The following is a 20,884-nucleotide window of genomic DNA, read 5'->3' on the forward strand; positions in this document are numbered from 1 at the left end:
GAAATGTTCAAAATGGACGTAGAATAAATTAGTTACTTAGTTAATCTCTTAATTGAATTTTCTCTTCATGCTTAAGTTAGAGTTATGCAACTTGCGTATACGATATAACTTGTCCGTCATTAGAAATGTTTGGAATGTGGGGCAGAGCATAGCCGGGATATTTATGCCCAATGAATATACGGCATAGAGGGATAATAGATTTCAGGGCGGCAAGACTTGTTGTTTCTGCTCACTGAGGCTGGTTTCAGATTCTGTGCGTGGAACAACAGTCTATGAAATGGAAAATTTCACCCAATAGGATAAGGCGCGTTACACGAGCAAGGTAGACGATTTTTCCTCACTGATAAAAATGCTGCGATAAGATGAGTAATAACTAACTAAAAATATTGGTATAGCGACGAAAAGACCTAAACCTAAAGTAATGATGGAAATTGTGAAAATTACCCCAATGATATTAAAGAACAAGAAGCCAGGTAATAAATTCTTTTTCACAGCTTCCAAGCTCATTGATACAGCAGCACCGAGTTTCAAATTATGGATAATGATTAATGCGGGTGCAAACCAGGTTAAAGCGGTAGTAATGAAGGAGAAAATTATCAGAGTAAAGACGCCAAGAAGTAATGCAGGTAGATTATGTTCGAGCATTCCAGTTGAAAATTCACCGTATTGGGCTGCTGACAGGATATGGATCATTGCATTACCGCCAATAATAAGCATTGCAATAGCGCCAAGGAGCATGATGCCCAGGGCAACCGCATGAATGATTAAATATCACTCACATTAGCAAAACCCGCCTGTAATACTCGCTCCAAAAATTGGGTTTTCATCCATATTCGTCTACGCTTCGCTTTAATGCTTAATTGACTCGTTTCTTTTTTCAGCATGTTTAACGAAATACGTCGTAATATCGCGATGTTTTCCGCCGCATTTTCACGGTAAATTTGACAATCATCTTCCTTAAACGTCACATCAAGCACCCAGTGAAGATTATTCTCTATTTGCCAATGGCTGCGTACTGCCTGAGAAAATTGTTCTTCTGTCAGTCTGGCTGAACTGATGTAGTAACGGTACTCCAGACTGGGCAATTTGCCGTTTTCTTGCCTGTATCCGATTGTGACACCCAGTGTTTTTAATCCCGTCCATTCCGGAAAATCGGTTTTGAATGTATCGGCATTCAGCACATGGCTTTCTCTGATTTCCAGACGACCATGACCCTGTTCTATCAACGCTTTTTCGGTTGTTAAGGGCAAAACGCGCTGGGCTTCCAGGGCTTTTTGAATGGCACGATGGAGACGTTTTTGGTTGTCTTTCACACTTAATAAATAATCCGCGCCGGCATCAATAATCTCCTGAGCGATCTGCGTTTGGCATCCCATCGCATCAATGGAAATCAGCGCGCCTTTCAGTTCCAACAACTTAATGAGTTCCGGGATTGCGGTAATTTCATTAGATTTTTTCTGGGTTTTAACCTGGCCGATGACCATTTTATTGGCTGTCGCATAAGCACTCACAAGGTGGAGAGCCGAACCGCGTTCTCCCGGGGCATAGGCACCCCGTAAGACTTTACCATCAATCGCCACTAATTCTCCCTGAGTAACCTGATGAACCGAACGCATCCAGTTGATAAAACACAGATTAAATTGTTCCGGATTAATCCGTGAGAGAAGCCGGGCAATCGTATCATCAACAGGGATCCCCGCCTTGAACATATTATGTTCAAGAAACCATTCATGGTGGCCTTCAATATACTCTTGGATCTCACTCCAACCATCTGCGCCGCCCAGAACAGCGCACAATGAGGCAAATAAAATATCGAATAAAGGGTAGGCGACTTTAGCGCTTTGACGGGGATCTTGAATGTCTGAGAAATGTTCAGTAAAAATATCAAAGCACATGGTTTTTGCTCTCAAAAAGAGAGTATGAGATCATAACTATTACCGTCGGTCAAATCTGATTTTTTTAACAAAATATTCACGATCTTGCCCTGGCATGATGCCGAATGATAAAATACCAACGCCAAGCAGTGATGCAAAGTTTTTCTGAAATCCGTTGAATAGCAGGCTTAGTTCGAATTCTCCGGTAGCTCTTTGTTTTTCGCACATGGCAATAATACTGCCAAGAAATACCGGGCTTAAAATTCCAGTAAATATCGAAAGAAAAGGAATAAATTGTGGGATGGTTATAATGGCAAGGTAGATAATACTGAATAATATCCACATACCCAATTTACTTTTGACGAGACTCCATGCCTGATCAATCCATTCCACGCCTTCTACGCCACGGAGGGACTGACCGCCAGGAATAAATACCTCCTGATTGTCGGGTATAACGTCGGAATTAAAGTTCAAGTTTTGATTATCCATGTACTTTCCAAATTTATCTGTTGGCCTATTTGAACGCTTGTTTCTGACTTCATCTCAAAATATATAGACTAGCTTGAGAAAGCAGGCAAGCACCGCATATTAATTTTAACAATTAATAAGTATAAAACACAAGCAATAAGACGAATATATAGGTAGAAATCCATTTAATATGTTGCTAAATGTTTCGGTAGATTCACATAATAAATGTAACAAAGTGTTTCAAAGTCATCTAATGGTTGAGTTATCTCTATATAATACATTTCCATTTCTCTGTGTATGGTTAAATTATTATTTGTATTTCAGTAAGTTAAAAAATTCTCGCAATGATTATTTGGTTGGCTCTAGGAAAACGACTATGGTGTGTAATTATGAAGAGATAATTTTAGTTGATATATGCTTTCTAAAATCAGAATATTCTGAATTCCATCAGATTTTTTCTATAGAATGCAGTTGAATATCAATAATAAGTAATTAGTATTTTAACACCAAATAATGATAATATATGTCAGACTTAGAGCCTGTAGTATTAGGATATGTAATAAGGTATTTTTAGGAAGAAAAGATTTCAATTTACAGGCTGTGTAATGGCATCTAAAATATAATATTGGTTAAGTAAGGGAAGGAGATATTTATGTTACTACATCAACATCTAAATGAGTTTTCTGACAACTTTGAAACCGTACATCTGAATCAGGATAGTTTGGAATTGAGTGCTATTGATGAGCGGATGTTATCAGGGACAAAATTAAAAACGGCAAGTTTTTATAACAATAACATTAATGTATTTCCTGATGCTATCTGTAATCACAAAAATTTGCAGGTTCTTAATATATCATGCAATAAATTGAAAATAATTCCTGAATCTATTTGTAAACTTTCTTCATTAAAGATGTTGGATCTCGGTCACAATGAAATAGACAACTTACCAAATGGGATAGGTGATTTAGAGTCATTGCAATATTTATATATTAGCGATAACAATATATCATTAATTCCTGAGAGTTTTCATAAACTAAGAAATATCATTTATCTTAATCTTACAGATAATTTATTTGAGCAGATCCCAGATGTGGTTTTTAAAATTAATTCTTTAGTTGAGCTGCGGTTATATACCCGTAATCATTGAAACTGCTTGATTTTCGCCCAAATGAGGTTCATGGTATCTGTCATGAAAATATTCATTACCGATGAACAAAAAGCCGAACTTGAACATCTCCATCACACCTGCCGTGATAAGAGAGAGTGTGATCGCATCAAAGCGGTCCTCCTGGCCTCTGAGGGCTGGAGTTCTGTCATGATCGCTCAGGCCCTGCGTCTTCATGAAACGACCGTTCATCGTCATATCAGCGATTACCTTAATCACCGTAAAATCAAGCCCGAAAATGGCGGCTCTCAGAGCCATCTCAGCGAAACACAGACTCAGGAACTTATCGCCTATCTGACCGCAAATCTTCTGCCCACCACACAGGCGGTTATCCGCCTTGTCAAAGAAGCGTGGGATATCCGTTACACCGTTCCCGGCATGAATAAATGGCTGCACCACCAGGGATTCAGTTATAAAAAGCCGACCGGCGTGCCACACAAGTTCAACGCGGAACAGCAGCGGGCCTTTATAGAAACCTACGGGAAACTCAAGCAGGAAGCCGGAGACCATGAGCCCATCCTGTTCATTGATGGCGTCCATCCCACGCAGGGGACGAAACTGGCTTATGGCTGGATGCGAAAAGGCCAGAAAACCGCGGTGAAAACCACGGGAAGCCGTACCCGTCTGAACCTGATGGGGGCCCTTAATCTGGCTGATATTAGTAAAACGGTAGTACGCGAGTATGACCGTATCGACAGTTATCACATCGCAGAGTTTTTCATTGCTCTGCGTGAAACCTATCCGGTCAGTCAGAAGGTTCATATTATCCTTGACGGAGCTGGTTACCACCGAAGCAGGCTGGTGAAAGACTGGGCTTATGTGATGAATATTGAGCTTCATTACCTGCCACCGTACAGCCCGAATCTGAACCCGATAGAAAGGCTGTGGAAGGTGATGAATGAACAAGTCAGGAATAACCATTATTTCGCCTCGACGACCTTGTTCAAGCAGGCAATACATCGCTTTTTTACGGAAATATTACCGGAACTGGCCGGGAACCTGTCGTGCCGTATTAATGACAACTTCCAGGTTATGAATACTGCATCTTCAAGTTAAGCGGGTATATATTATATTAATTTCGTTAATCGACAAGTGCTAATTATAATGAGTAAGCCAAAAGTTCTGGTCAATTTAAATTCAATATGTTGCTAAGTGTTTCTAATTGTATTAAGTTGTAAATAATTTTAACAAAGTGTTTCAATGTAATTTAATGGCTGAGTTTAATTGAAATATATCCCTGAAATCATAAATTTTAATTCTATTTGGGCTTTTTTTATGTAGAATGAAAACTCGTGTTAATGGTAATTCATCGGTATTTGAGCACTAAGTAGGAGTGTATATGTCAGACTTAATTTATTTAACGTTGAAAGGCCGTAAGCAGGGGTTGATATCGGCAGGTTGTTCATCTGTAGACTCAATAGGAAATAAAGGTCAATTAGATCATATAGACAAGATATTCGTATATAATCTCACCCATTCTCTAACCAGGGATCAGAATGTTAATCACCATCCTATAACATTTAAAAAACCTGTTGATAAGTCATCACCGCTTTTGGGGGTGGCGATTTCAGATAATGAAGTGTTAGATGCTTTCTTTGATATTTGTAGAACGAATCAATTTGGCATTCAGGAGTTGTATTACACTATAAAAGTGATTGAGGCGACGATAACTGATTTAGCTGTTTATCATCCTCATTCAATAACACATGCGGGGTCACAGCCGCAAGAAACGATCTCTTTGCGATATAAGAGTATCACATGGACTCATCATATAGCAGGGACTAGTGCTTATAGTATTTGGGATGATCGCATTTATTAATCTATGTGCAGGTAAAATAGTTTTATTTTACCTGCAAAAATCATCTGTTTTCTCTATAAAATCTCTTATGTGCAATCCAATGTGGAATACAGCAAAGTAGGGCAAGAATTAAGGATGCGAATTGCAATGGGTCATTAATGCCTATATTGATAATTGGAATGCGGTAAAAATTAAAAACGTACATATGGAATGCTATATAAACAAGTACAACTAATCCAGCGGAAAAATTGCAGTAATAATTATTGGATTGTAGAAGCCATTTTGAAAAAAATACAAAGGAATCATCATAATCAAGGAAAATAAAACGTAGATATAGGTTATTGCTTATATCCTTAGTATAGCTGATTATCGATCATTAATTTATCTATAAAATCACCATTTGTTTTTTCTATAATGTCTGCTGTGTGCGATCATGCAGGTAATGGTACACAACCAAGATAGTATAAAAGGACTGTAAAACATGAAGTCATTATCTGATATGGACACACCCAAAAATGGAATCCGACTAGTATAGAAAACATGTATATGGAAAAGATTAGATGCTACCATAAGCAATACAGCTGAAAAGTTAATATAAACATCATAGGGGGTTAAAAGTTTTTTAAAAGCAATGTATAGAGGATAAAGTGCAAGTAAAGAAAAAATAATGTATAAATAATCTACCATTCTATCCTTCCTTCAATACGATCTATATTGCCCATAAACGGTATTCAGGTCACCTGTGATTTCTAAAGCAATCTCTTTATAATTCATAGTTTCTATACCTTGTCGCTTCAAACCAACAAGCAGATCAGCATTTATATACCGATATAATCTTTGACTATCTGGTTCGAGTTTATAGCCAAGAAACCCATTAATAGACATACCAACATCAACCGATGTATATATCACATCAGCATTGTGCTTATCCATCCCAAAAGCTTTTTCTCCAACCCCTTCATAGACAAATTTAACCGGTCCAGTATAGCTCTCACGATAAAGGATATAATGCCCACTTTCAATAATGTTATTAAAGCCATGAGCCATCAATAGTGCTCCTGGCGCTGCTCCAACAAGGGAATCAATAGCAATAAACCCACCAAGGAATTGTATACTTCCAGATACAAATCCAATCCATGCAATAATCAAATTGACTACTTCATCTCTTCTGCTTTTAGTATTCTCATCTGGCGCTTTTTTCTTTACAACGATAGCTTGCCTTACTCTCTTTTGAGAAAGCATTGCATCCTGTTTTTCTAACGATCGCATCTCTTCATCTAACGACGCTATTGCCTCAGAGATCGAAAGCTCCCCGGTATTTATCTTTGCGGTGATATCTTCAGAATAAGCAATAACTTCATGAATAAAATGGTCTTTAGCCAGGCTCCATTTCATATATTTGTTGGCAACTCTATCCATGAGCACCATCAACTCATTTTGTTTATCCATCTGAATTTTTAGAAGTTTCCTTTCTTCATTGGTACTATTATCAAAGTACCCTCTGGCCCAAGGGTTTCTTTCGTAGAATTCATCTAAAGTATCCATAATAGACAACCTGTTTCTTTGAAGCTTAACTTAATATATACCCTTCATCTTTCAAGTTGCTGCTTTGTTGGATGCGTTCACTTGCCGCCGCGCTGCAACTTGAAATCTATTGGGTATAGTGCGATGTACTAAAAATATACAATGTAAATCATAAGTCAATATTTATTTTTGCCTATAAGGATATTTTTTTAAGCGTGTTTTAGACGCAGGAGCAGTTAGCCTGGAAATATAAGTAGCAGTTCTTCGGTTATTTCCTGAATGCATCTCTGTCTTTCGGAGAAATTAGGCTTGAATTGATAGATGTTCTCTTTTTTATTTTAATCTTGAAAACCGGAATAATCCGATTTTCAGTTTTACTGTACTTCACATTTCATTTCAGGAATGGGGGTTAAGAAATTCAATACACAACCTTATGCCCATAACTTTCCAAAATACCTTTAACTCTGTCCATTGTCTCTTTTGCAGGAGGTTTAACACCTTCCAGCTTATATTTCTCACCCATGGTAATCCATTTATGTTTACCCAGTTCGTGATAAGGCAGAAGCTCAATTTTCTCAATATTTTTCATATCCCGGGTAAATTCACCCAGCATATGAGCAGATTCATCATCATCAGACCAGCCTGGAACAACAACGTAACGAATCCAGGTTTTTTGCTTACGTTTAGCCAGATAGCGGGCAAATTCCAAAGTGCGGTGATTTGAAACACCGACCAGCTGTTGGTGGATTTCATCATTAATCTGTTTTAAATCAAGCATAACAAGATCAGTCGCGTCCATCAGCTCATCAATAACCGGATCATAGCGGCGGACAAATCCGTTGGTATCAAGACAGGTATGAATCCCCTCGGTATGGCAGGCTCTAAACCAGTCACGCACAAATTCAGCCTGAAGAATGGCTTCACCACCCGATGCGGTAACGCCGCCGCCTGAGGCGTTCATAAAATGACGATAGGTCGTTGCTTCTTTCATCAATTCTTCGACAGTGACTTCTTTACCACCGTGGGTATCCCATGTATCGCGGTTATGGCAATAGAGGCAGCGCATCAGACAGCCCTGAAAAAAGACGATAAACCGGATACCTGGGCCATCAACGGTGCCACAGGATTCGGAAGAGTGGATTCGGCCAAGTACGGACATAACAGGATTGCTCCAAAACTGACGGGATAAATGAATAAAGGCCCCAGAATTCAGGGCCTTTTGGCAATATATTATTACATAGATTGTGTGAAAGTACGGGTGATAACATCCTGTTGTTGTTCTTTCGTCAATGAGTTGAAACGCACGGCATAACCCGATACCCGGATGGTTAACTGAGGATATTTTTCAGGGTCTTCCATTGCATCCAGCAACATGTCTCGGTTCATCACGTTGACGTTCAGATGCTGACCACCCTCAATCGTTGCTTCGTGGTGGAAGTAACCATCCATCAGACCTGCCAGGTTAGTTTTACGCGCCTCATCATCTTTACCTAACGCATTCGGTACGATAGAGAAAGTATAAGAGATACCATCTTTCGCATAGGCGAATGGCAGTTTAGCAACAGATGTCAGAGAAGCGACGGCCCCTTTCTGATCACGGCCATGCATTGGGTTAGCGCCTGGGCCAAATGGCGCGCCAGCGCGACGTCCATCAGGCGTGTTGCCGGTTTTCTTGCCATATACCACGTTAGAGGTGATGGTCAGAACAGATTGAGTAGGCACGGAGTTACGGTAAGTCTTCAGTTTCTGGATTTTCTTCATGAAGCGCTTAACCAGGTCACAGGCGATATCATCAACACGCGGGTCGTTGTTGCCGAATTGTGGGTATTCACCTTCAATGTTGAAATCAACAGCTAAACCGTCTTCGTCACGGATCGGAGAGACCTTGGCATATTTGATTGCAGACAACGAGTCCGCAGCGACGGACAGACCCGCGATACCACATGCCATAGTACGGTAAACATCACGATCATGCAGCGCCATCAGTGCCGCTTCATAGCTGTATTTATCATGCATATAGTGGATGATGTTCAGTGCGGTAACATACTGTTTTGCCAGCCAATCCATAAAATGATCCATACGGGCCATAACTTTATCGTAGTCCAGGACTTCATCTTTCATTGGTTCTTCTTTCGGGCCAACCTGCATTTTCAGTTTTTCATCCACGCCGCCGTTGATTGCGTACAGCATAGTTTTCGCCAGGTTTGCGCGGGCGCCAAAGAATTGCATCTGTTTACCCACAATCATCGGGCTGACACAACAGGCGATAGCGTAGTCATCATTGTTGAAGTCAGGACGCATTAGATCATCGTTCTCATACTGTAAAGATGAGGTATCGATGGAAACTTTTGCTGCGAACTTTTTGAAACTCACAGGCAGTTTTTCAGACCACAGGATAGTCATGTTGGGTTCGGGCGATGGACCCATGGTGTATAAAGTGTTCAGGAAACGGAAACTGTTTTTTGTCACCAGAGTACGGCCATCCACTCCCATACCGGCCAGAGATTCTGTTGCCCAGATGGGGTCACCGGAAAACAGTTCATCATATTCTGGTGTACGCAGGAAACGAACCATACGCAGTTTCATAACCAGATGGTCGATCAATTCCTGAGCTTCGATTTCTGTTAGTTTACCGGCTTTCAGGTCCCGTTCGATGTAGATATCCAGGAAACTGGACACGCGCCCGAAGGACATAGCGGCGCCATTCTGAGATTTAACCGCCGCCAGATAAGCGAAGTAAGTCCATTGCACCGCTTCTTTAGCGTTAGTTGCGGGACCAGAAATATCATAGCCATATTTAGCGGCCATCTCTTTAATCTGGTTCAGAGCACGATGCTGTTCGGCAATCTCTTCCCGTAACTGAATAGTTGTCGCTAGATCTTCACCGTTTTCCAGTTTTTCTTGCAACGAATTGAATTGGGCGAATTTATCATCACGCAGATAGTCGATACCGTATACCGCAACCCGGCGATAGTCACCAATGATACGACCACGGCCATAGGCATCAGGCAAACCTGTTAGCACACCGGATTTCCGGCATTTTAGAATATCTGGCGTGTAAACATCGAACACACCCTGATTATGCGTCTTACGATATTCAGTGAAAATTTGTTTCAGTTTAGGATCGAGTTCACGGCCATAAACTTTACATGATCCTTCCACCATTTTGATGCCGCCAAATGGGATCAGGGCGCGTTTCAGCGGGGCTTCGGTTTGCAGGCCAACGATAGTTTCCAGATCTTTTTCGATGTAACCCGCATCATGGGAGGTAATGGTAGCAGCAACATCAGTATCAAAATCAACCGGCGCGTGAGTACGGTTTTCAATTTTGATACCTTCCATGACTTTTTCCCACAGGGTATCAGTTGCTTTGGTCGAACCTGCCAGGAAAGATTCATCACCTTCATAGGGTGTATAGTTTTTTTGGATGAAGTCGCGAACATTAACTTCTTTCTGCCAGTCACCCTGATTAAAACCTTGCCATGCTACAGAGAATTTTCCATTTAATTCAGTCATGATACTTCTACCTTTTAATAATCGAACTTTTGAGAAACCCGGCGAGGGAGCTAATTAATGTTTTTGCTCGCTACGCAGATAAATGAACCAGTAAGTCAAACCCACCAAAATTGCGCCACCGATAATGTTACCGATAGTGACCGGAATTAAATTGTCAGTAATAAAGTGTGAAATGGTGAGTTGAGAAAATTGTTCAGGTGTTGCTCCCACATTGATCCAGAATTCAGTTGGCGCGAAATTCTTAATAACAATACCAAGCGGAATTAAAAACATGTTAGCAATACTGTGCTCAAAGCCGCTAGCGACAAACATAGCCACAGGTAAAATCATGACAAATATTTTGTCCATTAAACTCCGTCCGGCATAACTCATCCAAACCGCGAGACAAACCATCAGATTAGCGAGAATGCCTAAAAACAGGGCTTCAATGAACGTGTGGTGTACTTTATGGTCAGCCGTTTGCAGTACGTTCAGGCCCCATAATCCGTTAGCAACATTATATTGACCGGCAAACCATATCACCGCGACGAGAAATAGTGCGCCAATAAGATTACCCAGATAAACGTTAATCCAGTTTTTAAACATTTGGCTCCAGGTTATCCGCCCGGTTGCTTTAGAAACAATTGTGAGCACAGTGGAAGTAAATAAGTCTGCCCCACAAACGACAACTAACATTAATCCGAGGGAGAAACAGATTCCGCCAACTAATTTAGCCAGCCCGTAAGGGACAGAGGCGGTTCCTGTGGTGGCGGTAATATAAAAGACAAACGCAATAGAAATAAAAACCCCGGCAGTGATGGCTGATATAGAGGTTATTGCCGGATGTTTGGTGATTTTATAAACACCCATATCATCGGCGATTTGTGTCATTACAGCAGGTGGCAATAAGTTAAAAGGGCTGTCAGCTCGCATACTAACATTCTCTTTATTATTCATTAGTTATTGTACGTAATGATAGTAACAAAGGTGCTTGGGGCTAAATTTGATATAGATCATAATCCTCAGAGCGCAAACGCTGTCTTGATGGGTTTGAATGGATAAAATGCTAATTAATTTATTGAGTTACGTGAATTAAGTTTTTTTTAAATTTTATTGTATTTTTTTTATTTGCTTATTGAAAGGTCATTCAGTAAGTAAAATTTCAGGTTAATTCGTTATTTATTTGTTGTTTTAAATAAACTTAATTTAACCTGAATTTTACTTTTAATAATAAATTATCTTTTCAGCCAAATTGAATATTATTTGGCGTTCCAGAAATGATTTTTTGCTTTTTGCAACTTATCATAAGCGGCTAATAAAGCCTGATGAGCAGACAGTGATTTTAAATCTGAATCGATTGACCACAGGCCATAAAAACAATTTTCACCGGAAATAGCCGCTGACGCTGCTTCAACAGCATCCTGCCCGTACATTTTTATGAATGCCTGGTAATATTGCGAAGGTTCTTTATCCGCTTCCAAAGCAAGTAAAAGCAGTGTTTGCAGACAACGATAATAGTTAGCCCGTTCAGCCGTAAAGACTGAGGCGTTAAAATCCTGAGTCCACTCTACCCAAATCAGTGCTTGTTCCAGATCACCGCCTGCCAGCGCCAACATGGATTTCAGTTCACCAATACGTAAGTTGCTCCAGCCATTATCTTTACCAACAGCAATACCAAGCAGTTCACGGACACGAGTAAAATCGTCCAGACCTTCTTCATCTAATTGTTCAAGCAGTGCCAGATATTCCTCCGGTTGCCATTGGCTATCCGGTAGCGCGAATAAAGTTTCACGCAGATGAATCCCCATGGTGTTATTGGCAATATGCAAATCTTCCACGGGATAAATATCAGACATACCCGGCACCAGAATACGGCAGGCATAAACACCAAGGTGTTCGTAGTCAGCAATATAAACTTCCGCATCCAGTTGTTTGAAAATAGCCATCAAGGTGGCAAATTCTTCTTCTGTGGTGCCGCTGAAATTCCAGTCAGCGAATGCATAATCAGCATCTTGCTTGAATAGATCCCAACTGATTAATCCGCTCGAATCAATAAAGTGGGTTTCCAGATTGGTATGTTCCGCAACTTCTTCATTATCGAAAGTGGGGGCGTTGAACACATCCAGATCTTTTAGACTGCGGCCCTGCAACAGTTCGGTAACTGTACGTTCCAGTGCCACACCAAATTCAGGATGAGCACCAAAAGAGGCGAAACAGGTACCATTATTGGGGTGAAGCAGAACCACGCAAATAACCGGGAATTGCCCACCAAGAGAAGCGTCATAACAATAGAGCGGGAAGCCTTCATCCTGTAATTTGTTAACTGCTTCAACAACCCCAGGATAACGATTCATCACTTCCTGGGGAATTTCTGGCAGGCTGATGCCTTCTGCGATAATCCGGTTTTTTACATAGCGTTCAAAAACTTCTGATAACCCCTGAACTCTGGCTTCATTGACTGTGTTGCCTGCTGACATACCATTGGAAACATAGAGATTGCCAATAATATTCATTGGAATATAAACGGTATGATGATCAGATTGACGGGTAAATGGCAGTGAGCAGATCCCGCGCTCTTCATTACCTGATTGCAAATCAACTAACTGACTTGCACATAAATCATTCTCAGGATCGTAAAACTGACGTAACCGGGTATCCAGAATACCTTCCGGCAGGGAATCATCTTCCGGTAAAGCAAACCATTTCTCATTGGGATAATGGACAAAATCACCGTTAGCGATAGCTTGTCCTAAGTAGAAATCAGCAAAAAAATAGTTGGTTGACAGACGTTCAAAATATTCCCCTAAAGCAGAAGCTAAAGCGGCTTTTTTACTTGCACCTTTACCATTGGTAAAACATAAAGGGCAATCACGGTCACGGATATGCACTGACCAGACATGAGGAACCGGATTCAGCCAGGAGGCTTCTTCGATATTGAAGCCAAGATGTTGCAGTTTTTGCTGAAAGCTATTGATCGAATCTTCCAGTGCGGCGTCTTTGCCGGGAATGAAGGTTTGCGTCATGATATTCACTTATGAGAGCTCATTACAAGACGCTCATCATACGAGTTTTTTTTCAGTAGCTAAAGTCTGGTATGCATCGCAGATTTATTGATATCATCATTCATAATCAAATGGGATATTTTTTATTAAGGAAAGCAGTATGAAAAAGATGAAACACACAGCTTTAGCCAGTTTATTGGCATTAATCAGCGGTTCAGCTGTTGCTTTGCCAAATATTACGCTTTTAGCAACAGGAGGAACGATTGCAGGTGGGGGCAAATCTGCAACAGAATCCAATTATGTTGCTGGAAAAGTGGGTATTGATGTATTAGTCAATGCTGTTCCTGGCATCAAAGATATCGCCAACCTGAAAGGTGAGCAGGTGTTTAGTATTGGCTCACAAGATATGAATGATCAGGTGTGGCTGACACTGGCGAAAAAAATCAACGCAGATTGTGACGAGACCGATGGTTTTGTTATCACACATGGTACAGACACGATGGAAGAAACGGCTTACTTCCTCGATCTGACGACTCAATGCCAGAAACCGATTGTGATGGTTGGCGCAATGCGCCCATCTACGGCGCTTGGTGCTGATGGTCCATTGAATCTGTATAACGCTGTGGTGGTTGCGGGTGATAAAGAATCAGCCAACCGTGGGGTGTTGATGGCGATGAATGATGCTGTTATCAGCGGGCGTACCGTGGTGAAAATGAGTACGACTGAAGTTCAGGCGTTCCAGCCAATTAATGCCGGCGCTGAAGGTTTTGTTCATAATGGCAAAGTCAATTATTACGCTGAAGCGAAGCCGAGAGCGGACAAGGCTATTTTCGATATCAGTAAATTAGATAAGTTGCCAAAAGTCGGGATTGTTTATAACTATGCGAATGCTTCTGATCTGCCAGCGAAAGCACTACTGAGTGATGGCTATCAAGGGATTGTCAGCGCAGGGGTGGGTAACGGTAATATGTACAAAACGATTTTCGATACCCTGGCTAAAGCCGCTAAAGATGGGGTTGTGGTCGTGAGAGCAAGCCGTGTACCGGTGGGTTACGTGACTCAGAATGCGGAAGTGGATGATAGCAAATATGGCTTTGTGGCATCTGAACGCCTGAATCCACAAAAGGCCAGAGTGCTTTTGCAATTAGCACTGACTAAAACTCATGATCCGGTAAAAATTCACGAGATGTTTGTTAAATATTGAATGAATTCCGAGATAACAGAAGGGCGCATGAGTGTGTGAAATGCGCCCTGATATTTCTTGCTTGAGCAATTGCTTAACAGCGGTAGTGTTCTGTCCAAAAAGTGGCTAATATATTACTCGTACGGAAATTTACCGTACGATTTTAGTTGAGGTGTATTATGGCTACTTCCACAGCGCGTTTTGAGGCGCGCATGAGTCCTGATCTACATGCCCTGATTAAACGTGCCGCTGAAATTCAGGGACGTACTATGACTGATTTTGTCGTGTCTGCTGCACAAGATGCCGCGCGGCGCGCGATTGAGCAATCAGAGCTACTCCGTTTGTCTCTGGCTGATCAGACGTGTTTTGCGCAGGCGTTACTGAATCCACCGGAACCTACTCCGGCGCTTGAGCGTGCATTCACACGTCGCCGTTCTCTGTTACGATCAGAATGAGTTCCATGATGTTTAATGTTATGCAACTCAACGAAGAACACGATCGTGATTCATTCTACAGTGGTTCAGAACCTCTGGATGGTTACTTTCAGAGACAGGTTGGTCAAGATGTTAGGCGCCGCGTAGCAGCTTGTTTTGTTGCGCTTCATGATCACCGTGTGGCCGGATATTATACTCTGGCTGCTGCCAGTATACAGTTGACCGACCTCCCGGTGGCCATGATCAAGAAACTGCCACGATACCCAACAGTGCCGGCAGTGCGGATGGGGAGGTTAGCCGTTGATCGGGCATTCAGAAATCAGGGATTAGGTGGAGCGTTGCTGGCCGATGCTCTTGAGAGAACCATTCGTTCCGAAATTGCGTCTTATGCACTGTTTGTTGACGCAAAAGATGATAATGCAGCGCAATTTTACCAGTATCACGGCTTTATTGCTTTACCCGATTCGCCATTTAAGTTATTCCTCCCTCTAACGGCGGTGAATAAAAAGGAGAAAAAATAAGAAGTTCACTTGTGATAGCGCTGAATGAACAAGTTTATTGGCTATTTTTGCGATAGTTTTGATCAACGTTTGAATAACCATTGCAGCAATGAAAGGGGAATGATACAACCGATATATCAGATTCTTATTGTTATTATTATCATTTCGTCAGATGGAGTGAAGTAAATGAGTCAGGTATATAATTTCAGTGCTGGTCCGGCTATGCTGCCAGCTGAAGTGTTGCGCCGTGCAGAACAAGAACTTTGTAACTGGCATGGTATTGGGACTTCGATTATGGAAATCAGTCACCGCAGTAAAGAATTTATCTCGGTAGCAAAAAAAGCTGAACATGATCTGCGGGATTTATTATCAGTGCCTGAAAATTATAATGTGTTGTTTTGCCACGGTGGTGCCCGCGGTCAATTTGCCGCTATCCCAATGAACCTGCTGGGTGACAATGTTAAAGCTGATTATATTGATGGCGGTTACTGGGCGAAATGTGCAGTCAAAGAAGCAGAAAAATATTGCACGCCCAATGTGATTAATATTAAAACCGAAATTAATGGTTTTAAAGGTGTTAAGCCAATGAGTGAATGGTCATTAAGCAGTGATGCGGCTTATGTCCATTATTGCCCAAATGAAACCATTGATGGTATCGCTGTTCATGAAGAGCCGGATTTTAATGATGATAAAGTGATTATTGCGGATTACTCTTCCTCTATTCTTTCCGGGCCGTTGGATGTCAGCCGTTACGGTATGATTTATGCGGGAGCGCAGAAAAATATTGGCTCGGCGGGGCTCACTCTGGTTATTGTTCGTGAAGATTTATTAGGTAAAGCCCGTAAAGAAACCCCATCGATTTTTGACTATACCGTTCTGGCGGAGTATGACTCCATGTTCAACACACCGCCAACTTTTGCCTGGTATCTCTCCGGCTTGGTCTTCAAGTGGCTGAAAGAGCAAGGTGGGGTACAAGAGATGGCAAAACGTAACCAGGCCAAAGCCGGGCTGCTTTATCATGCCATTGATAATAGTGATTTCTATCGCAACCAGATTGCCCCTGAAAATCGTTCCCTGATGAATGTACCGTTCCAGATGGCAGATGCTTCACTGGACAACAAATTTCTGGCAGAAGCAGAGGCACAAGGATTGCAGGCACTGAAAGGACACCGTGTTTCCGGCGGTATGCGTGCTTCTATTTATAATGCTATGCCGATAGAAGGCGTTCAGGCTTTGGTTGATTTTATGGCTGATTTTGAGCGCCGTAACGGCTAGCTTGTCAACCATGACCGGGAACACATGTTCCCGGAATATTCAGGGTTAAGGAAATATTTCCAAACGTAAAAATTACTCATTTTATACTTAAAATAATTTAATTGAGAATCGGAGATCCTGTTATTTATGCAATCCCTGACGCTACAACCTATTTTCTCCGTTAATGGAACTATTAACCTGCCAGGGTCAAAAAGTGTTTCCAACCGTGCACTATTACTGGCGGCTTTCGCCAAAGGCACAACCTGTCTGACTAACTTGCTGGATAGTGATGATATCTGCCATATGCTCAATGCCTTGACGGCGTTGGGGGTCAGTTATCGTCTGTCTGATGATCGTACCTGTTGTGAAGTTGACGGTATGGGTGAGGTGATTACCGGCAAAGGGCCGGTGGAACTGTTTCTTGGCAATGCCGGTACCGCAATGCGCCCATTAGCTGCTGCTTTATGCCTCGGCAAAAATGACGTTATTCTCACTGGCGAACCCCGGATGAAAGAGCGCCCGATTGGTCATCTTGTGGATGCTTTGCGTCAGGGGGAAGCGGAAATTGATTATCTGGAGCAGGAAAATTATCCGCCGTTACACATTAAAGGCGGCTTTATTGGCGGTAAAGTGACCGTAGATGGCCGTGTTTCCAGTCAGTTTCTGACTGCGTTGCTAATGACTGCGCCATTGGCGGAAAATGATTCTGAAATTCATATTCAGGGTGAATTGGTTTCCAAACCTTATATTGATATCACTCTGGTACTAATGAAAAGTTTCGGAATTACCGTAAGTCACGATCAATATCAGGTTTTCCATATTAAAGGCCGGCAGAAATACCACTCTCCAGGCCACTATCTGGTTGAAGGTGATGCGTCTTCTGCTTCCTATTTTCTGGCGGCGGCGGCAATCAAAGGTGGCAGTGTGCGTGTGACTGGAATCGGTAAAAACAGCCTTCAGGGGGATACCAAATTTGCCAATGTACTGGAAAAAATGGGGGCGAAAATTCGCTGGGGTGATGACTTCGTTGAATGTGAACGTGGTACCCTGACTGGCATTGATATGGATATGAATGCGATCCCTGATGCTGCGATGACAATCGCGACAACCGCGCTGTTTGCGGCAGGGGAGACGGTTATTCGCAATATTTACAACTGGCGGGTGAAAGAGACAGACCGGCTCCATGCAATGGCAACTGAATTGCGTAAAGTGGGTGCGGAGGTGGAAGAAGGGGAAGATTACATCCGGATTACACCGCCACAAAGATTACTACCGGCAGAAATTGGCACCTATAATGATCACCGGATGGCAATGTGCTTCTCGCTGGTGGCCCTGTCTGATACACCGGTTACTATCCTCGATCCGGGTTGTACAGCAAAAACCTTCCCGGACTATTTCAATCAATTGGAAAGATTAAGCCGGCGGAAGTCATAACTGGTGATGATTATGACTCAGTAAAGCGTATTTCTTTGATCAAAACCTACTTACCGTAGAATCCGCTTATGCCGCTTCCTTTTTGATGGCGTATAATAAACTATAGATTATTGATTGTTTTATTGAGTAAATATTCAGCATCCGGCGAAGAATGAATTCGCCATGCGAAAGGAGAACAATAATGGTGGCGATAGCCCCAGTAGTAACTGTTGATGGGCCAAGTGGCGCGGGTAAAGGCACTTTATGTCAGGCACTGGCGAAAGCTTTAGGCTGGCAACTGCTTGATTCAGGTGCTATTTATCGGGTGTTGGCGCTGGCGGCGATTCATCATCAGGTGGATATTCGGTCCGAAGACGCGTTAGTTCCTTTGGCGGCTAATCTTGATGTCCGTTTTGTCCCGGAAAAAGGGAAATTAAGTGTGATACTTGAGGGTGAAGACGTCAGCAATGAAATTCGTACCGAAACGGTGGGAAATACCGCTTCACAGGCAGCCGCTTTCCCTCGGGTGCGTGAAGCGTTGTTACGGCGTCAACGTGCTTTTCGCATTGCTCCGGGTTTGATTGCTGATGGTCGGGATATGGGAACGGTGGTGTTTTCTGATGCGCCGGTGAAAATATTCCTTGATGCCAGCGCAGAAGAACGTGCGCGCAGACGTATGCTACAGTTGCAGGAAAAGGGCTTTAGTGTTAACTTTGAACGTCTTTTATCCGAGATACAGGAACGCGATTATCGCGACCGTAACCGGACAGTTGCACCATTAGCGCCCGCTGAAGACGCATTAATATTGGATTCAACCAGTATGTCTATCGAAGAAGTTATCGATAAGGCGCTAAATTATGTGAAAAAAACGCTTTCATTACCTAAGCAATTTTAAGTTTTTAGCTTATAATTGACGGTGATGTACTGAAAATTAGGTATGTGGGTTAATAAAGTTTTCCCACAAACCAAACAACCTTGTCACAGGGAACAGTGACAGGGCATGTAAAACAACCCCATTCGGCGGGAAGCTAAGTGGACGTTAAATTGAAATCTTGAAGATCATTAACATGACAGAATCTTTTGCTCAACTCTTTGAAGAATCCCTGCAATCTATTGAAACTCGTCCAGGTGCTATCGTTCGCGGCATCGTTGTTGCTATCGATAAAGACGTTGTATTGGTTGACGCAGGTCTGAAATCAGAATCTGCTATTCCTGTAGAACAGTTCAAAAATGTTCAGGGTGAGCTGGAAATCCAGGTCGGTGATGAAATTGATGTTGCGCTAGACGCTGTTGAAGATGGTTTCGGTGAAACTGTTCTGTCCCGTGAGAAAGCAAAACGCCATGAAGCATGGCTGATGCTGGAAAAAGCTTACGAAGAAGCAGAAACTGTTACCGGCATCATCAACGGCAAAGTGAAGGGCGGCTTTACTGTCGAACTGAACGGTATCCGTGCATTCCTGCCTGGTTCTCTGGTTGATGTTCGTCCAGTTCGTGATACAACTCACCTGGAAGGTAAAGAGCTTGAGTTTAAAGTCATCAAACTGGATCAGAAACGCAACAACGTAGTTGTTTCCCGTCGTGCTGTTATCGAATCTGAAAACAGCGCAGAACGTGATCAACTGCTGGAAAACCTGCAAGAAGGTATGGAAGTTAAAGGTATCGTTAAGAACCTGACTGACTACGGTGCTTTTGTTGATCTGGGCGGTGTTGATGGCTTGCTGCACATTACTGATATGGCTTGGAAACGTGTTAAACATCCAAGTGAAATCGTCAATGTGGGCGATGAAATCGCAGTTAAAGTACTGAAATTCGACCGTGAGCGCACCCGTGTGTCTCTGGGCCTGAAACAACTGGGCGAAGATCCATGGGTAGCAATCGCTAAACGTTACCCAGAAGGGACTAAACTGACAGGCCGTGTAACTAACCTGACTGACTACGGCTGCTTCGTAGAAATCGAAGAAGGCGTTGAAGGTCTGGTACACGTTTCAGAAATGGACTGGACCAATAAAAACATCCACCCATCTAAAGTTGTTAATGTTGGTGATGTTGTGGAAGTTATGGTTCTGGATATCGACGAAGAACGCCGTCGTATCTCCCTGGGTCTGAAACAGTGTAAAGCTAACCCATGGCAGCTGTTTGCTGAAACTCACAACAAAAACGATCGTGTTGAAGGTAAAATTAAGTCTATCACTGACTTCGGTATCTTCATTGGTCTGGATGGCGGCATCGACGGCTTGGTTCACCTGTCTGACATCTCCTGGAACGTTACCGGTGAAGAAGCAGTTCGTGAATACAAAAAAGGCGACGAAATTGCTGCTGTTGTATTGCAAGTTGACGCAGAGCGTGAGCGTATCTCCCTGGGCATCAAGCAACTGGCGGAAGATCCATTCAATAACTACCTGTCTGTAAACAAGAAAGGCGCTATTGTTAATGGTAAAGTTACAGCGGTTGATGCTAAAGGCGCCACAGTAGAACTGGCTGACGGCGTTGAAGGTTACCTGCGTGCATCAGAAGCTTCTCGTGACCGTGTTGAAGATGCAACTCTGGTTCTGAACGTTGGCGATGCAGTTGAAGCTAAATATACTGGTGTTGATCGCAAAAACCGTGTAATCAACCTGTCTGTTCGCGCTAAAGACGAAGCTGATGAAAAAGACGCTATCGCTTCTGTGAACAAACAAGAAGAGACAAACTTTGCTAACAACGCAATGGCTGAAGCTTTCAAAGCAGCTAAAGGCGAGTAATTAAAGTTAATAACGGTGGATAACGCATCATAT

The 20,884-nt window shown here is 42.4% G+C and carries 18 protein-coding genes; 10 read left to right on the forward strand and 8 right to left on the reverse strand.

Annotated features, from left to right (window positions below; all coding sequences use genetic code 11):
• Window positions 1–309: 309 nt before the first annotated feature.
• From VY86_RS15705 to VY86_RS15715, 3 genes are read right to left on the reverse strand one after another with little or no spacing between them, the layout of a single operon-like run.
• Window positions 310–738, reverse strand: coding sequence for a DUF2189 domain-containing protein (locus VY86_RS15705; RefSeq protein WP_052760854.1), 429 nt, complete (start codon window positions 736–738; stop codon window positions 310–312).
• A 26-nt stretch (window positions 739–764) separates the two neighbouring features.
• Entirely contained in the window at window positions 765–1,895 is a 1,131-nt protein-coding gene (locus tag VY86_RS15710; RefSeq protein WP_046973755.1) for an ISAs1-like element ISPlu17 family transposase, read from the reverse strand.
• Between the two features lie 39 nt (window positions 1,896–1,934).
• Window positions 1,935–2,363, reverse strand: coding sequence for a hypothetical protein (locus VY86_RS15715; RefSeq protein WP_052760855.1), 429 nt, complete (start codon window positions 2,361–2,363; stop codon window positions 1,935–1,937).
• A 631-nt stretch (window positions 2,364–2,994) separates the two neighbouring features.
• Between VY86_RS15715 and VY86_RS15720 the strand changes: the two genes are divergently transcribed.
• The 3 genes from VY86_RS15720 to VY86_RS15730 all read left to right on the forward strand — a co-directional run bounded on the left by VY86_RS15720 (window position 2,995) and on the right by VY86_RS15730 (window position 5,326).
• Window positions 2,995–3,489 (forward strand): leucine-rich repeat domain-containing protein, encoded by a 495-nt coding sequence (locus tag VY86_RS15720; protein ID WP_052760856.1) that lies wholly within the window; start codon window positions 2,995–2,997, stop codon window positions 3,487–3,489.
• Window positions 3,490–3,531: 42 nt separating this feature from the next.
• Complete coding sequence (locus VY86_RS15725) at window positions 3,532–4,563, forward strand: IS630 family transposase (RefSeq protein WP_046976622.1); 1,032 nt, start codon at window positions 3,532–3,534, stop codon at window positions 4,561–4,563.
• 283 nt (window positions 4,564–4,846) lie between these two features.
• The gene (locus VY86_RS15730; protein ID WP_021325205.1) at window positions 4,847–5,326 is read left to right on the forward strand and encodes an Hcp family type VI secretion system effector; all 480 of its coding nucleotides are present in this window, start codon (window positions 4,847–4,849) and stop codon (window positions 5,324–5,326) included.
• Window positions 5,327–6,004: 678 nt separating this feature from the next.
• Here VY86_RS15730 and VY86_RS15735 read toward each other — a convergent pair.
• From VY86_RS15735 to ycaO, 5 genes are all read right to left on the reverse strand, one after another.
• Entirely contained in the window at window positions 6,005–6,850 is an 846-nt protein-coding gene (locus tag VY86_RS15735) for a DUF4225 domain-containing protein (protein ID WP_046975662.1), read from the reverse strand.
• Between the two features lie 397 nt (window positions 6,851–7,247).
• On the reverse strand, window positions 7,248–7,988 hold the full coding sequence (gene pflA / locus VY86_RS15740; protein ID WP_046975663.1) for a pyruvate formate lyase 1-activating protein: 741 nt from the start codon (window positions 7,986–7,988) through the stop codon (window positions 7,248–7,250).
• 74 nt (window positions 7,989–8,062) lie between these two features.
• Entirely contained in the window at window positions 8,063–10,345 is a 2,283-nt protein-coding gene (gene pflB / locus VY86_RS15745) for a formate C-acetyltransferase (protein ID WP_046975664.1), read from the reverse strand.
• 54 nt (window positions 10,346–10,399) lie between these two features.
• The gene (focA, locus tag VY86_RS15750) at window positions 10,400–11,257 is read right to left on the reverse strand and encodes a formate transporter FocA (RefSeq protein WP_046975665.1); all 858 of its coding nucleotides are present in this window, start codon (window positions 11,255–11,257) and stop codon (window positions 10,400–10,402) included.
• Between the two features lie 326 nt (window positions 11,258–11,583).
• Window positions 11,584–13,347 carry a 30S ribosomal protein S12 methylthiotransferase accessory factor YcaO gene (gene ycaO, locus VY86_RS15755; RefSeq protein WP_046976913.1) on the reverse strand — a complete coding sequence of 588 codons (1,764 nt, stop codon included), beginning with the start codon at window positions 13,345–13,347 and terminating at the stop codon, window positions 11,584–11,586.
• Between the two features lie 139 nt (window positions 13,348–13,486).
• Between ycaO and ansB the strand changes: the two genes are divergently transcribed.
• From ansB to rpsA, 7 genes are all read left to right on the forward strand, one after another.
• Complete coding sequence (ansB, locus tag VY86_RS15760) at window positions 13,487–14,530, forward strand: L-asparaginase 2 (RefSeq protein WP_046975666.1); 1,044 nt, start codon at window positions 13,487–13,489, stop codon at window positions 14,528–14,530.
• Between the two features lie 158 nt (window positions 14,531–14,688).
• Window positions 14,689–14,964 (forward strand): type II toxin-antitoxin system TacA family antitoxin, encoded by a 276-nt coding sequence (locus tag VY86_RS15765; protein ID WP_046975667.1) that lies wholly within the window; start codon window positions 14,689–14,691, stop codon window positions 14,962–14,964.
• A 5-nt stretch (window positions 14,965–14,969) separates the two neighbouring features.
• Complete coding sequence (locus tag VY86_RS15770; protein ID WP_021325195.1) at window positions 14,970–15,464, forward strand: GNAT family N-acetyltransferase; 495 nt, start codon at window positions 14,970–14,972, stop codon at window positions 15,462–15,464.
• A gap of 165 nt (window positions 15,465–15,629) precedes the next feature.
• Entirely contained in the window at window positions 15,630–16,718 is a 1,089-nt protein-coding gene (gene serC / locus VY86_RS15775; protein WP_046975668.1) for a 3-phosphoserine/phosphohydroxythreonine transaminase, read from the forward strand.
• A 126-nt stretch (window positions 16,719–16,844) separates the two neighbouring features.
• The gene (aroA, locus tag VY86_RS15780) at window positions 16,845–18,131 is read left to right on the forward strand and encodes a 3-phosphoshikimate 1-carboxyvinyltransferase (protein ID WP_046975669.1); all 1,287 of its coding nucleotides are present in this window, start codon (window positions 16,845–16,847) and stop codon (window positions 18,129–18,131) included.
• Between the two features lie 181 nt (window positions 18,132–18,312).
• Entirely contained in the window at window positions 18,313–19,005 is a 693-nt protein-coding gene (gene cmk / locus VY86_RS15785) for a (d)CMP kinase (RefSeq protein ID WP_046975670.1), read from the forward strand.
• Window positions 19,006–19,177: 172 nt separating this feature from the next.
• A complete protein-coding gene (rpsA, locus tag VY86_RS15790; protein ID WP_046975671.1) occupies window positions 19,178–20,851 on the forward strand; it encodes a 30S ribosomal protein S1 in 1,674 nt (557 codons plus the stop codon).
• Window positions 20,852–20,884 lie beyond the last annotated feature (33 nt).

The sequence above is a fragment of the Photorhabdus thracensis genome (assembly GCF_001010285.1).
Classification (GTDB): Bacteria; Pseudomonadota; Gammaproteobacteria; order Enterobacterales; family Enterobacteriaceae; genus Photorhabdus; species Photorhabdus temperata.